Genomic DNA, 13153 nt, shown 5'->3' with positions numbered 1-13153 from the left:
CCTGCTCCAGGGGCCCGCGCCGCCCGGCCCCGGGGGGCGGGCGGCGCGGGCCCTGGTGCCGCACGGCCGGGGGCGGACCCGGTCACAGCACCTCGGTCACCGTCCCCGTGCCGATGGTCCGCCCGCCCTCGCGGACCGCGAAGCCGAGCCCCGGCTCCAGTGGGGTGGGGCGGCCCAGCCGTACGGTCATGGCGACGGTGGAGCCGGGGCGGGCGGTGTCCGGGGCGCCGAGGTCGATCCGGCCGGTGAGATCGGCGGTGCGCAGATGGAACTGGGGCCGGTAGCCGCTGTCCACCGGCCGGGTCCGGCCGCCCTCCCGCCCGGAGAGCAGCCGTACCCACGCGGCGAAGTCCCGCCCGGGGACCAGGCTGCCGGGCTGGGCGACCACATGGCCGCGTCGGACGGCCTCCCGGGGCACCCCGCGCAGCAGCAGCGCGACCCGGTCCCCGGCGCTCGCGTGCTCCAGCGGGCGGCCGAAGGACTGGAGGCCGGTGACGGTGCAGGTCCTCGGGCCGCTCTCGGCCCCCACCAGCTGGACCGGGTCACCGATCCGTACCGTGCCGCGCTCCAGCACCCCGGTGACCACGGTGCCCCGCCCGGTGACGGTGAGGGCGCGGACCACGGGCAGCAGCAGGGGCGCGGCGGTGGCCCGTTGCGGCAGGGGTACATAGGTCTCCACCGCGTCGAGCAGCGCCTCCACCGCGGCGGTCCAGCGTGGCCGGCCCTCCAGGGCGCCGAGGGCGGAGACCCGGACGACGGGGGTGGAGTCCCCGCCGTAGCCATGGGCGTCGAGCAGGGCGCGGATGTCCCGCTCGACCTCGCCGGCGCGTTCGTCGTCGCACATCTCCACCTTGTTGAGGGCGACGACGAGATGGTCGACCCCCGCCTGACGCGCGATCAGCACATGTTCGGCGGTCTGCGGCATCACCCCGTCGGGCGCCGAGACGACGAGGACGGCTCCGTCGAGGCCACAGGCCCCGGCGGCGGTGGTCCGGACGAAGTCGGCGTGGCCGGGGAGATCGACATGGGCGTAGTGGCGGGTCTCGGTCTCGTACTCGACCTGGCCGAGGTGGATGGTGATGCCCCGGACGATCTCCTCGGCGGCCCGGTCGATCCGGTGGCAGGGGACGAAGGTGCCGCCGCCCCGGGCGCTCAGGACCAGGGTGATGGCGGCGGTGAGGGTGGTCTTGCCGTGGTCGACATGGCCGATGGTGCCGATATTGAGGTGCGGCTTGGCGGTGGCGGGGCGGTCGCAGGGATTCGGGGCGGTGGACACAGTGGACATGGCACTTCCTCGGAGTTCGTGACGAAGGTGTGCAAGGCCCCGGGAGCGGGCCGACCCTCCCCACAGGGGCCCCGCCGGACGATCCGGGAAGGGTCAGCGTCGGGTGCCGCTGGGAGGGGGCACCACGATGACGTCGGCGGCACAGCGCGGATGCCGGACGGCGGGCGGCCCGGAGGAGGGCTCGGCGGCGGATCCGCTGGGGGATCCGGTGAGGGATCCGGTAAGGAACAGGGCGGCCTGGGGCTCCGGTGCCACCGTGCGGGGCACTGCGGGAACGACCGGCCGGAACATGTCACCGATCATCGCCCTCGGGGCGGACGGCGTCGACTGGTTTTCACCGGGGCGGCCCGCCCTCACGACCCCTGGTACGGGTGGGTCCCCGGAGGTCGCCGCGATCCCTGGTACGGGTGGGCCGTGGGGCTGTCCCGACGCCCCGGGACGCCTCCGCGCGGAAATCGTCCGGCGTGGCAGCGACGGTCATCACGGCGATCACATCCGGTTGTCGGTTAGTCTCCCCGGATGTTCGAACCCGCTCCCCGACAGCCGTCCGCCCTCGCCGTGCGCTGCGGCCGGGTGCTGCTCTCCCCGTGGTCGCGGCTGTCGCTGCTGGTCCTGATGCTGGTCTGCGCCGGAGCCCTGGTGGTGCTGTACGAGCCACAGCGGCTGCTGGCGGACGGCTGGCCGTCGGCACGGCTGACGGGTGCCGCCTCGGTGGTGTTCTTCGCGCTCGCCTACGGGGCGTGCACGGCGGCGTTCGTCCCCCGGCCGATCCTCAATCTCGCGGCGGGCGCGCTCTTCGGTACGCAGGCGGGTCTGCCGGCGGCGGTCGCCGGGACGGTCCTGGGCGCGGGGATCGCCTTCACACTGGGCCGGCTGCTCGGCCAGGACGCCCTCCGTCCGCTGCTGCGGGGGCGGATCCTCACCACGGCGGACACCCAATTGAGCGAACACGCCTTCCGTTCGATGCTGGCCATCCGGCTCTTTCCGGGGATTCCGTTCGCCGCCGCCAACTACTGTGCCGCGGTCTCCCGGATGGGATATCCGCCCTTTCTGCTGGCCACGGCGCTGGGCACCATTCCGAACACGGCGGCGTACGTGGTGGCGGGGGCGCGCGCGAGTTCGCCCACCTCCCCCGCCTTCCTCGCCGCGATGGGGTTCATCGTGGTGACCGGACTGATCGCGACGGCGGTGGCCTGGCGCAAGCGGCGCGCCCTGGCCCGGGGCTGACGGTCCGCCGGTTCCCTCCTGGCCGTCCGGGCCGACGGCGCGCCGGGGCCACCGGCCCATCGGGGACCACTCGTACAGCGGTTCTCGGTACACGGTCCGCCCGTACGCCACTTCGTGTTCACCTCGGAGCGCTACGCTCATTTCGCACCGGCGCGCATTCGAGTGCTTTTATCTGACTCATATGATGACGCGCGCCGTTCAGAAATGATCTTTCTTGGGTGGCGCGCTTTTCCATGTCCTGGTTCGAATCCCTGATTCTCGGCCTCGTCCAGGGGCTGACCGAATTCCTGCCGATCTCCTCCAGTGCGCATCTGCGCCTCACCGCGGCCTTCGCGGGCTGGGAGGACCCCGGCGCGGCCTTCACCGCGATCACACAGATCGGCACCGAGACGGCCGTCCTGATCTACTTCCGTGAGGACATCAAACGGATCCTCTCCGCCTGGTTCCGCTCGCTCACCGACAAGGCGATGCGCCATGACCACGATGCCCAGATGGGGTGGCTGGTCATCGTCGGCTCCATCCCCATCGGCGTGCTCGGGGTCACCCTCAAGGACCAGATCGAGGGCCCCTTCCGCGATCTGCGGCTGATCGCGACCACCCTGATCGTCATGGGCATCGTCCTCGGCATCGCCGACCGGCTCGCCGCCCGCGACGAGTCCGGCGGCCGGCACCGGGCGGCGAAAGAGCGCAAGACCCTGCGCGACCTCACCGTCAAGGACGGCCTGATCTACGGCTTCTGCCAGGCGATGGCACTGATCCCGGGCGTCTCCCGCTCCGGCGCGACCATCAGCGGCGGGCTGCTGATGGGCTACACCCGTGAGGCCGCGGCCCGTTACTCCTTCCTCCTCGCCATCCCGGCGGTGCTCGCCTCGGGGGTGTACGAGCTGAAGGACGCGGGCGAGGGGCATGTCTCCTGGGGGCCGACCCTGTTCGCCACGGTGGTGGCCTTCATCGTGGGATATGCGGTCATCGCATGGTTCATGCGATTTATTACCACCAAGAGCTTTATGCCCTTTGTCATCTATCGCATCCTCCTGGGCATCCTGCTGTTCATCCTGGTGGGCGCCGGAGTACTGAGCCCGCACGCGGGCGAATCCGGCGGCTGATCAGGGAGTTCGGGCGACGGCCCGGACCCGTCGCAGGGGTACGGATGGAGCCGGAACGGAGGGCTCCAGGAGGGCCGGAACGGGGGCCCGGTTTCACAGGATCCACAGAACGGCGGATTCCTGTCGGCGTACCCCTGGCGGACGGCGGCGCGGGCGGGTGCGCGCCCCGGAGGGCCGTCCCGGCGGGAACCGGTCCCGCGATCGGGGCCCGGCGGGCTTTACCGGCGGTACGGCGCGGGGCCCGTTCCGAACCGTACTGCTCGGCCGGTCAGCCGCCCGGGGCGCGGGTGGTGCGCCCGGCGCATCCGGCGGCGGGCGCGCCGTCCGCCACCCCCTTCCCCGGGGCCATCGATCACCAGCGCTTTCACCCGTCCCCCAGCCGCCGTCGGGGCGGGCTCCGGTCCACAGGGCGCTCCCCGGAACCCCGTACGCACACGGGACACCCGGGGCGCGCGAGGTTCCGTATGCGAATGTGACCACCGCTACACCGCCGTGGAGCAACCCGGCGCCGTGAGCGACACCACACGGTCCACGCCATGAGGTTCATCACCACAAGCGGGGGTCGTTCCTGTCGCCCCCGACCTCCTCCCGCCGGGAAGTGCCCAGTTCACCTTGGCCGGAACGCATACGCTGAGCGCCCGTACGGGCGGGAAGGGTGACTTGCTCCACCACCAACGGGGGAGACGACGCCCCGCCCGAGGCCGTAATCTGTTCGCATGTCCCCCCTTCCCCGCGAGTCAGAGACTTCTTTGTCCGCCTTGTCAGGCTTGTCCGCCGCCGAGCTGAACGCTCGTATCCGCGAGCTGTGGGCCGACGGCCAGCTGCCCGAGGAACGGCGCGGCGAGTACGAGGCGCTCGTCCTGCGGTGGGCCGCGGCTGCGCTGGACCGGGTCGAGAACGTCGAACCCGCCGCCTGAGCGGAGCCCTCCGTACCGACCCCCGAAGCCCAGCGGATCGCAGACGCGTCGCAGTAGCGAAGACCGGGAGGCCCGGCGGCGGAACACCGCGCCCGGCCTGGCGGGACCCGGCCCCGTACTGGGCTAGCCTGACTGCACGATGAACCGTTTGAGCACGTCCTGGGGCGACTTCGCCCTCACCCGCTTCCCCGAGGACCCCCGCGACCAGCTGCGCGCCTGGGACGCGGCCGATGAGTATCTGCTGCGGCAGCTCGCCGAGGACGGAACCGATCTCTCCGGAACCGTGGTCGTCGCCGGGGACCGCTGGGGGGCGCTGACCACCGCCCTCGCGGCCCACCGCCCCGTACAGATCACCGACTCCTTCCTCGGCCATGAGGCGACCCTCGCCAATCTCGCCCGCAACGGGCTCACCGCCGACCCGGACGCGCTGCTCACCGCCCGTGACACCCCGCCGGGACGGATCGACGTCCTGCTGGTACGGGTGCCCAAGAGCCTGGCCCTGCTGGAGGACCAGCTGCACCGGCTGGCACCCGCGCTGCACCCGGGCACGGTCGTCGTCGGCACCGGCATGGTCAGCGAGATCCACACCTCGACCCTCAAGCTCTTCGAGCGGATCATCGGCCCCACCCGCACCTCGCTCGCGGTACGCAAGGCCCGGCTGATCCACTGCACCCCCGACCCGGCGAGCACCCCGGGGCCCAGCCCCTGGCCACTGCGGTACGCGCTCCCCGACGACACGGGGGTGCTGGCGGGGCACACCGTCACCAACCACGCGGGCATCTTCTGCGCCGACCGGCTGGACATCGGCACCCGGCTCTTCCTGCGGCATCTGCCCACCCCCGACGGTTCCGCGCGGGTCGTGGACCTCGGCTGCGGCAACGGCGTGGTGGGCACGGCCGTCGCCCTGACCGCGCCCGACGCGGAGATCACCTTCATCGACGAGTCCTACTCCGCGGTCGCCTCCGCCGAGGCCACCTACCGCGACAACGTCCCCGACGGGGAGCGGGCCCGCTTCGTCGTCGGCGACGGCATGTCCCCGCTCCCCGACTCCTCCGTCGACCTCGTCCTCACCAATCCCCCCTTCCACTCCCACCGCGCGACCACCGACACCACCGCCCGCCGGATGTTCACCGGCGCACGCCGGGCGCTCCGGCCCGGGGGCGAACTCTGGGTCATCGGCAACCGCCACCTCGGCTACCACATCCGGCTGCGCAAGCTCTTCGGCAACTGCGAGGTCGTGGCGAGCGATCCGAAGTTCGTCGTCCTGCGGTCGGTCCGCCGGGGGACGGCGCGGCGCACCACTTAGGATCACCCCAAGTCGTGGACGAACAGGGGGGATCCGTCATGGGGCGGACCGTACGGGGCGCGGTGCCGATGACGGCGCTGGTGCTGGGGGTACTGGTCTCGGGGTGCAGCAGCGAGACCAAGAGGACGGGCGCGGACCCGGAACCCCGGGGCGGCGAGACGCCCCAGGCACGGAAGGCTGGCCCCCGGGACTCCGGCTGCGCCCTGCCGGTCTCCTTCGACCTGCCCCCCGGCTGGCAGGCGACGGCCACCGCGGCCGCCTCCGCCTCGGCGGACCCGGAGCGCAAGGAGTTCTCGCTCGTCTGCGAGCTGCGCACGGAGGACCCCCCGGGGGTCGCCCCCCTGCGCGTCTGGACGGCCCCGACGGCCGGGCGCACCCCCGAGCAGGCGCTGAAGAGCCTGGTCGACGGCGTGACCCTCCGGCTGAAGCAGTCCCGCTACTCCTCGGTCCGTACGGGGGCCTCCCCCATCACGGAGGCGGTCTTCACCGAGTCCCCCGGTCAGACGGACGACGAGGACATCACCGCCCGCGCCTTCGCCGTGGGGACGCCGGACGGTATCGTCGCGGTCCAACTCGGGGGGATGGGCGCTTCGGAGGACCCTTCGGCGCTCCCGGCGTATGAGCTGGCGCGGAAGTCGGCACGTGCGGGTGGGTGACCCCGGTCCGCGCCGGACCGGACGAACGGCTTCATCCGGAAGGTCCGTTGTGCCGGAGTCGACGGAGGTGAAGGAGAATCGCCCCTTCGGCCGGTGAATGAGCAGGTCGCGAGGTGTGGTCCCCGCGCGGGCGGGGGTGGTCCGGCCCTCGCCAGCATGGTGAAGTCCGGGAACGCGTGGTCCCCGCGCGTCCGGGGGTGGTCCCCAATATGGGCCGAGGTACGCGTTGTAGAGCAGGTCGTCCCCGCGCGGGGGTGGTCCTGTCCCGTCACCTTGGACCCACAGGGCGTAGTAGTCGTCCCCGCACGTGCGGGGCCTCCTCCGGGCCAGGGCTGCCCCCCGCCCGGCGATGTCGCCGAAGCGGCGCCGCGCCAAGTGGCGCAGGGCTCTTGGCCAGGGGTGGCCGGGGCCCGAGACTGAGGCGATGACACAGCGTGTGGATCTCGCGAGGATGATGGACCGGCTGGCCGTGGACGAGCTGGTCACCGGTTACGCCGTGGCCGTCGACGACGCGGACCGAAAGAATCTGGCGGCCCTGTTCACCCAGGACGCCGTGCTCGACTACCGCGACGCGGGCGGCACCGCCGCCCCCATCGCCGAGGCGGCCGAGGAGATCGTCCGGGCGATGGCGCTCTTCCCCGTACGGCAGCATCTGATCGTGAACCGGCTGGTGCGCATCGACGAGCTGGACGGGTCGCCCGGGGACACCGCCGAGGTGCGGGCCGATTATCTGATCCCGATGGCGCGGGAGACGGGCGAGGGCCGGATCTCGGGCGGGCGCTATGTCTTCACCGCGGTCCGGGCCGGGGACGGCTGGCTGCTCAGCGGGCTCACGGCGCGGGAGCGGTGGCACCGGGAGGGCGTCCTCCCGGGCCCGCACGCCGGGTAGCCCCCCTCCCGCCGCGCCGCCACACTGGGGGGAGTCCCCGGGCGAGGAGGCGCGGTGGTGCGGTGGACGGGCGGCGTACCGGGGTCCGGGGCGCGCGCCCTCGCCGCCGTCGTCGCCGGGGCGCTGCCCGCGCTCACCTTCCCCGAGCCCTCGCTGTGGTGGCTCGCGTACGGCGCGCTCGTCCCGTGGATGCTGCTGCTGCGGACCGCGCCGACCGGGCGGCGGGCCGTCGTCGAGGGCTGGCTCGGCGGGCTGGGCTTCATGGTCGCCGTCCACCACTGGCTGATACCCAGCCTCCATGTGTTCACGGTGGTCCTCGCCGCGCTCCTCGCCCTGCTCTGGGCCCCGTGGGGATGGCTGGTCCGGGCGCTGCTCGGGGATCCGGCGGGCGGACCCCGGGCCGCCCTGGCCGCGCTGGTGGCGGTTCCGTGCGGCTGGCTGATGATCGAGCTGGTGCGCTCCTGGCAGGGGCTCGGCGGGCCATGGGGCCTGCTGGGGGCCGGCCAGTGGCAGGTCGCCCCGGCGCTGCGGCTGGCGTCGGTGGGCGGGGTGTGGCTGGTGAGTCTGGCGGTGGTGGCCGTGAACACCGCCGTGACGGCGGTGATCGCGCTCCCCCGGGCCCGCGTCCCGGTCTGCGGCGCGCTGGGGGTGTGCGCGCTCGCCGCCACGGTGGTGGCGGTCGCGGCGCCGCGTCCCGAGGAGTCGGGGCGGGTACGGGTCGCCCTGGTCCAGCCCGGTGTCCTCGACGGTCACGACGGCGCCGAGCGGCGTTTCGCGCGGGCCGAGGAGCTGACGCGGGGCCTCGCCGGACGCGACCTCGATCTGGTGGTGTGGGGCGAGAGCAGTGTGGGCGCCGATCTCGGCCGCCGTCCGGATCTGGCCCGGCGGCTCGCGGCGCTCTCCCGGGCGGTGGGGGCGGAGCTGCTGGTCAATGTGGACGCCCGGCGGCCGGGCCCCGGCGGCGGGATCCACAAGAGCGCGGTGCTGGTGGGGCCCGCCGGGCCGACCGGGGACCGCTACGACAAGATGCGGCTGGTCCCGTTCGGTGAGTACGTCCCGGCGCGGGGGCTCCTCGGCTGGGCCACCTCCGTGGGCCGGGCGGCGGCGGAGGACCGGCTGCGCGGCACCCGTCCGGTGGTGCTGACCCTGGCCGACGGGCTCCGGGTGGGGCCGCTGGTCTGTTTCGAGTCGGCGTTCCCGGACATGACCCGGCGGCTGGCGGCCGAGGGGGCGCGACTGGTGGTGGTCCAGTCGGCGACCTCGACCTTCCAGCGGAGCTGGGCCCCCGAGCAGCATGCCTCGCTCGCGGCGCTGCGGGCCGCCGAGAGCGGCCGGCCGGTGGCGCACGCCACCCTCACCGGAGTGAGTACGGCATACGGCCCGGACGGCCGCCGGCGGGGCCCCGTGCTCGCCACCTCGGCCAGCGGTGCGGCGGTGTACGAACTGCCGCTCGCCCGGGGGACGACGGCCTATCTCCGTTACGGCGACTGGGCGGTGTACGGGGCGTTCGGCGCGCTGGTGGCGCTGGGCGCGGCGGCGGGTGTCCGCCGGCTCAGCCGCGGCCGGTGAGCTCCTCGATCCGCAGGACCACCCGCTCGCAGAGTTCATGGGTGAGCAGGGCGTCCCGGGCGCTGGGGACGCGGCCCGCGCGGACCTCGTCGAGGAAGGCGAGGGTGACCTGTTCGATGCCGCGCTGGCGGGCGACCGGCACCCAGTCGCCGCGCCGCCGGACGCTGGGCTGTCCCTTGTGGTCGATCACCTCGGCGATGTTCCGCACCTCGCGCTTGGTGTCCTGGCCGGAGACCTCCAGGATCTCCTCGGTGGAGCCGCTCTTGCGGTTCATGATGCCGAGTGCGGTGAAGCCCTCGCCGGAGAGCTGGAGCGTCACATGGTGGACGAGGCCGTCGACCACCTTGGCGCGTATGTCGGTGTGCTCGATGTCGCCGGGGGCGAGGAAGCGGAGGGTGTCGACGACATGGATGAAGTCGTCGAGGACGAGGGGGCGCGGCTCCTCGGCGAGCCCGACGCGGTTCTTCTGCATGAGGATCAGATCGCGCGGGTGGTCGGCGCACTGGGCGTAGGCGGGCGCGTGGCGGCGGTTGAAGCCGACGGCGAGCCCGGTGCCGCGTTCCTCGGCGAGCCGGACCAGCCGCTCGGAGTCGGCGAGGTGGTAGGCGAGGGGCTTGTCGACATAGGTGGGGACCCCGGCTTCGAGCAGGGCCGTCACGATCTCGGGGTGGACCTCGGTGGGGGCGTGCACCAGGGCGGCGTCGAGGTCCTGGGCGAGCAGCGCGTCCAGGGTGGTGTGGCGCCGGTGAGCGGGCACATGGTGGGCGTCGCCGACCCGGGCGAGGGTGGCGGGGGTGCGGGTCTGGAGGTGGAGTTCGACCCCGGGGAGGGTGCCGAGTACCGGGAGGTACGCCTTCTGCGCGATGTCCCCGAGTCCGATGCAGCCGATCCTCACCCGATGCCTCCCCGTTCCGTCGCGCGCCCCTGCGGCGCCCGGTCAGCATACGTGCGCCGGGGCGGGCGCCAGTCGGCGATCCCGTCCATGGTGCGGACGGCGGCGCCGGGGCCGAGGAGGGCGGCGAGGCGCAGCACTCCGTCGCGCGCGGCGACGGCGGGGCGGCTGGAGAGCTGGACCAGCCGGGCGACGCGGGCGGCCTTGCGGACGACGGCGGTGGTACGGGGGAGGCGTTCGGCGCTGTAGGCGGCGAGCGCGGGACCCCGGTCGATGCCACGGCCGGGGCCGGGGCCGAGGTGGTGGGCGAGGACGACGGCGTCCTCGATGGCCTGGTTGCCGCCCTGGCCGAGGTTGGGGGCCATGGCGTGGGCGGCGTCGCCGAGGAGGGCGGTGCGGCCCCGGTGGAAGGCGGGCAGCGGGTCGATCAGATGGTGGACGTCATGGCGGAGCACCTGGTCATGGGTGAGGGAGCCGAGGATCGCGGGGATGGGGTCGTGCCAGTTCCCGAAGCGGCGCAGGAGTTCGGCGTGTTCGTCCGGGGCGCGTTCCCCGGCGGGCGCGGGGGCGGCGGCGTAGGCGTAGATCCGGCCGTCCTGGAGCGGGAGGGTGCCCCAGAGCATGGCCCGGCCCCAGCTCTCGTGGGGCGGGAAGGGGCGGCCGAGGCCGGGGACGACGACCCGCCAGGTGGTGAGGCCCGAGTAGCGGGGGCCGGGGTGGCCGGGGAAGAGGGCGCGGCGGACACCGGAGTGGATGCCGTCGGCGCCGACGACGAGGTCGGCCTCGATCTCTTCGCCGTCGGCGGCGACCCGGGCGGGGGCACCCTGGGCCTTTCCGGGGTCGAGCAGACGGGCGGTGACACCGGTACGGACGGTTCCGCCGGGGATGCGGGCGAGGAGCCGTGCCACGAGTTCGGCGCGGTGGGCGATGACGACGGGGCCGCCGAAGCGCGCGGCGACGGCGGCGGAGCCGATGCGGCTGAGCCAGCGGCCGTCGGGGGTGCGGAGTCCGCCGTCGCCCTGCCAGGCGGCCAGTTCCCGGATCTCGTCGCCGAGGCCGACGGTATCGAGGGCGCGCTGGCCGTTGGGGGCGAGGCCGATGCCCGCGCCGACGGGTTCCAGCGAGGGGGCCCGCTCCAGGACGGTGACCTCCCAGCGGGTGCGGTGGAGGGCGAGGGCGGCGGTGAGGCCGCCGATGCCGCCACCGATGACGACGGCACGGGCGCGGGGTGCGGGCATGGCAGCTCCTCCGGAGTCAACTACAGGTGTAGTAACACTCCGAGATTACTACAGCTGTAGTAGGGGCGGTAGATTGGCCGGATGACCGCACGTGCCTCCGCTCCCGGCGGACCGGGTACCCCCACCCCGACCGCCGGACCGGGCTCCCCCACCAGGACCCGGGCCGACCTGATCGCCGACACCGCCCTGGAACTGCTGGCCGAACGGGGGATGCGCGGTCTCACCCACCGCGCGGTGGACGAGGCGGCGGGCCTCCCACAGGGCTCCGCCTCCAACCACTGCCGCACCCGGCAGGCCCTCCTGGAGGCGGCGGTCCGGCGCCTCGCGGAGCGCGAGGGGGCGCTGCTGGGCCTGGAGAGCATCCCCGTACCGGCACCCACCCCCGTAACGGCACCACCGCACGCACCGGATACACCGGGCACGGCGGACGGAGCGGGGCGGCGGGACGGCGCGCCCGCCGGTGTTCCCGAGGCGCTGCTCGACGCCTTCGCCCTCGGGCTGCATCGCTGCATCGACGGCGACCGGACCCTGCTCATCGCCCGCCATGAACTCGCCCTGGAGGCGACCCGGCGCCCCGAGCTGCGCGCCTACTACGACGCCACGGGAGCCAGGTTCCGTACCGCCCTGACCGGGCTGCTGAGGACGGCGGGTTCGACCGACCCGGAGCGGCACGCCCTCTCCCTGATCGCCTGGGCGGAGGGGATCATGTTCACCTGCGCGGCCGGGAGCTACCACGCCGAGCCGCCCTCCCCCGCCGAGCTGCGCACCGGTCTGACGGAGCTGCTGCGGGGGATGCTCGGCGCACCTGGCTGACCGGATGTCACCCGTGCGGGCCCTTGTGCGCCCAACCGGCCGCCCCGGGGGGCGCACAACCGCCAGAGTGGCGCGTGTGGACCGTACGACGATGACTGCGAGGACCGTGTTCTCCCTGGCCGCCTGGGCCCTGGCCGGACTCACCGCCACCGGCTGTGTGACCGTGGGGCGGGCCGCCGGGCCGCCGCCCGGGGACGGCCGGCCGGAGCCGACCGCCGGCGCCCGGGTGGTGCAGGGCCCCGGGTGGGAGGCGCTGCGCGCGGCCCCGGAGGAGGGGGCCGTCTCCTCGCCGCCCGACTCGACCGGGCCGCAGGGCGCGCGCGAGGCGCCCGTACCGCCCCCGCCGCCCCCGGGGCCGGAGGCCGGGCCGCCCGCCGCACGGGCACGGCCCGCCGCGCCCCCGGCCGCCGTGCCGACCGCCGGGCGGGGACCCCGGCCCGCCCCCCGTCCGGTTCCGCGCCCGCGCCGCACCCCGCCGGCCCCGGCGGTCGGTGTGCCGCCGGATGTCTGCGGGCTGAGCGAGGGCCTCGGCGGCTGGCGCGAGGGCAGCACCCAGTCCCGCTTCTGCCAGGGGATGTACGAACGGATCCTGGGCCGCTGACCCGGCCCGGACCGGGCCCGGCCCGTCAGCCTCGGCCCGGCGAACCCGGGCGCCGGCCCGGTCCGTCAGCCGCCGGTGCCCAGCGCCCGCTCCAGCCGCTCCGCGACCGTACGCAGCCCCGGGGCGCACCCCAGCTCCCCCAGCGTCGCCATCGCCTCCCGGGCCCGGTCGAGATGGAGCCGCGCGGCCTCGGGCCGCTGGAGCTTCAGATAGTCGGCGGCGAGATTGAGATGGAGCGAGGGATAGAAGGCCCTGACCGCCTGACGGACCGAGCCCCCGCCCGTCCGCCCGCCGGACCCCTCGTCGCCGAGCCGGTCCGCCGCCGCCAGCGCCCGCAGATCCCAGGCCAGCTCGTCGCCCGGGTCGTCCTGGGCGTCGGCCAGATAGTGGGCGAGCGTGCAGCGGCGCAAGTCGTCCCCGGACGCCCCGATCTCCGACCAGAGGGCGGCGAAGCGGTTCCGCGCCTCCTCCCGGTCGCCCCCGTGCAGCAACATCGCGGCCTGCCCGATCCGGGTCATCACGGCGTCGTCCGACGCCTCCCGCCGCTCCCTCATCCGGCCTCCCACATCCCTGCGCCGGGCGGCGGCGCCGCTCGATCCCTGTGGGACGACGCTAACCGCCACCGGCCCCGGCCGCACCGGCGCGCACCCGCCC

At 74.4% G+C, this 13153-nt stretch carries 12 protein-coding genes and 1 pseudogene; 9 read left to right on the top strand and 4 right to left on the bottom strand.

Annotation, left to right across the window (positions count from 1 at the left end; genetic code table 11):
- Positions 1 to 82 precede the first annotated feature (82 nt).
- Positions 83 to 1285: an elongation factor Tu gene (locus ABT354_RS29605; RefSeq protein ID WP_351499364.1), complete on the bottom strand. Its 1203-nt coding sequence runs from the start codon at positions 1283 to 1285 to the stop codon at positions 83 to 85.
- A gap of 519 nt (positions 1286 to 1804) precedes the next feature.
- Here ABT354_RS29605 and ABT354_RS29600 point away from each other — a divergent pair.
- The 7 genes and pseudogenes from ABT354_RS29600 to lnt form a co-directional block, all read left to right on the top strand.
- A complete protein-coding gene (locus tag ABT354_RS29600) occupies positions 1805 to 2512 on the top strand; it encodes a TVP38/TMEM64 family protein (RefSeq protein WP_351499363.1) in 708 nt (235 codons plus the stop codon).
- Between the two features lie 233 nt (positions 2513 to 2745).
- The gene (locus tag ABT354_RS29595) at positions 2746 to 3618 is read left to right on the top strand and encodes an undecaprenyl-diphosphate phosphatase (RefSeq protein ID WP_351499447.1); all 873 of its coding nucleotides are present in this window, start codon (positions 2746 to 2748) and stop codon (positions 3616 to 3618) included.
- Between the two features lie 758 nt (positions 3619 to 4376).
- Entirely contained in the window at positions 4377 to 4535 is a 159-nt protein-coding gene (locus ABT354_RS29590) for a hypothetical protein (RefSeq protein WP_351499361.1), read from the top strand.
- A 139-nt stretch (positions 4536 to 4674) separates the two neighbouring features.
- Positions 4675 to 5841, top strand: a complete 1167-nt coding sequence (locus ABT354_RS29585; protein WP_351499359.1) for a methyltransferase — start codon at positions 4675 to 4677, stop codon at positions 5839 to 5841.
- 38 nt (positions 5842 to 5879) lie between these two features.
- Positions 5880 to 6497, top strand: coding sequence for a lipoprotein (locus ABT354_RS29580; protein WP_351499356.1), 618 nt, complete (start codon positions 5880 to 5882; stop codon positions 6495 to 6497).
- A 424-nt stretch (positions 6498 to 6921) separates the two neighbouring features.
- The gene (locus tag ABT354_RS29575) at positions 6922 to 7386 is read left to right on the top strand and encodes a nuclear transport factor 2 family protein (RefSeq protein WP_351499354.1); all 465 of its coding nucleotides are present in this window, start codon (positions 6922 to 6924) and stop codon (positions 7384 to 7386) included.
- A pseudogene (gene lnt, locus ABT354_RS29570) lies at positions 7280 to 8952 on the top strand (apolipoprotein N-acyltransferase); the annotation flags it as partial. The gene ABT354_RS29575 and the pseudogene lnt, both read left to right, overlap by 107 nt.
- Here the strand turns inward: lnt and ABT354_RS29565 are convergent.
- The gene (locus tag ABT354_RS29565) at positions 8939 to 9850 is read right to left on the bottom strand and encodes a Gfo/Idh/MocA family protein (protein ID WP_351499350.1); all 912 of its coding nucleotides are present in this window, start codon (positions 9848 to 9850) and stop codon (positions 8939 to 8941) included. The pseudogene lnt and the gene ABT354_RS29565 sit on opposite strands and share 14 nt — an antisense overlap.
- Entirely contained in the window at positions 9847 to 11085 is a 1239-nt protein-coding gene (locus ABT354_RS29560; protein ID WP_351499347.1) for an FAD-dependent monooxygenase, read from the bottom strand. The genes ABT354_RS29565 and ABT354_RS29560 overlap by 4 nt, the downstream gene beginning before the upstream one ends.
- A gap of 81 nt (positions 11086 to 11166) precedes the next feature.
- Here ABT354_RS29560 and ABT354_RS29555 point away from each other — a divergent pair, with 81 nt between their 5' ends.
- Positions 11167 to 11898, top strand: a complete 732-nt coding sequence (locus ABT354_RS29555) for a TetR/AcrR family transcriptional regulator (protein WP_351499345.1) — start codon at positions 11167 to 11169, stop codon at positions 11896 to 11898.
- A gap of 91 nt (positions 11899 to 11989) precedes the next feature.
- A complete protein-coding gene (locus ABT354_RS29550) occupies positions 11990 to 12499 on the top strand; it encodes a hypothetical protein (protein ID WP_351499342.1) in 510 nt (169 codons plus the stop codon).
- 65 nt (positions 12500 to 12564) lie between these two features.
- Here ABT354_RS29550 and ABT354_RS29545 read toward each other — a convergent pair whose 3' ends face one another.
- Entirely contained in the window at positions 12565 to 13053 is a 489-nt protein-coding gene (locus ABT354_RS29545) for a hypothetical protein (RefSeq protein ID WP_351499340.1), read from the bottom strand.
- Positions 13054 to 13153: the final 100 nt, after the last annotated feature.

The organism is Streptomyces sp. NPDC000594, from assembly GCF_040299965.1.
Lineage (GTDB): Bacteria > Actinomycetota > Actinomycetes > Streptomycetales > Streptomycetaceae > Streptomyces.
The sequence above is the reverse complement of the archived record's forward strand: the minus strand, read 5'-3'. Positions and strand labels throughout refer to the sequence as shown.

What these genes read in the sequence shown, in the direction of transcription:
- ABT354_RS29580 (WP_351499356.1), top strand. Translation starts at nt 5,880, where the DNA reads ATGGGGCGGACCGTACGGGGCGCGGTGCCGATGACGGCGCTGGTGCTG.
- ABT354_RS29560 (WP_351499347.1), bottom strand. Translation starts at nt 11,085, where the DNA reads ATGCCCGCACCCCGCGCCCGTGCCGTCGTCATCGGTGGCGGCATCGGC.
- ABT354_RS29550 (WP_351499342.1), top strand. Translation starts at nt 11,990, where the DNA reads ATGACTGCGAGGACCGTGTTCTCCCTGGCCGCCTGGGCCCTGGCCGGA.
- ABT354_RS29555 (WP_351499345.1), top strand. Translation starts at nt 11,167, where the DNA reads ATGACCGCACGTGCCTCCGCTCCCGGCGGACCGGGTACCCCCACCCCG.
- ABT354_RS29545 (WP_351499340.1), bottom strand. Translation starts at nt 13,053, where the DNA reads ATGAGGGAGCGGCGGGAGGCGTCGGACGACGCCGTGATGACCCGGATC.
- ABT354_RS29605 (WP_351499364.1), bottom strand. Translation starts at nt 1,285, where the DNA reads ATGTCCACTGTGTCCACCGCCCCGAATCCCTGCGACCGCCCCGCCACC.
- ABT354_RS29575 (WP_351499354.1), top strand. Translation starts at nt 6,922, where the DNA reads ATGACACAGCGTGTGGATCTCGCGAGGATGATGGACCGGCTGGCCGTG.
- ABT354_RS29585 (WP_351499359.1), top strand. Translation starts at nt 4,675, where the DNA reads ATGAACCGTTTGAGCACGTCCTGGGGCGACTTCGCCCTCACCCGCTTC.
- ABT354_RS29600 (WP_351499363.1), top strand. Translation starts at nt 1,805, where the DNA reads ATGTTCGAACCCGCTCCCCGACAGCCGTCCGCCCTCGCCGTGCGCTGC.
- ABT354_RS29595 (WP_351499447.1), top strand. Translation starts at nt 2,746, where the DNA reads ATGTCCTGGTTCGAATCCCTGATTCTCGGCCTCGTCCAGGGGCTGACC.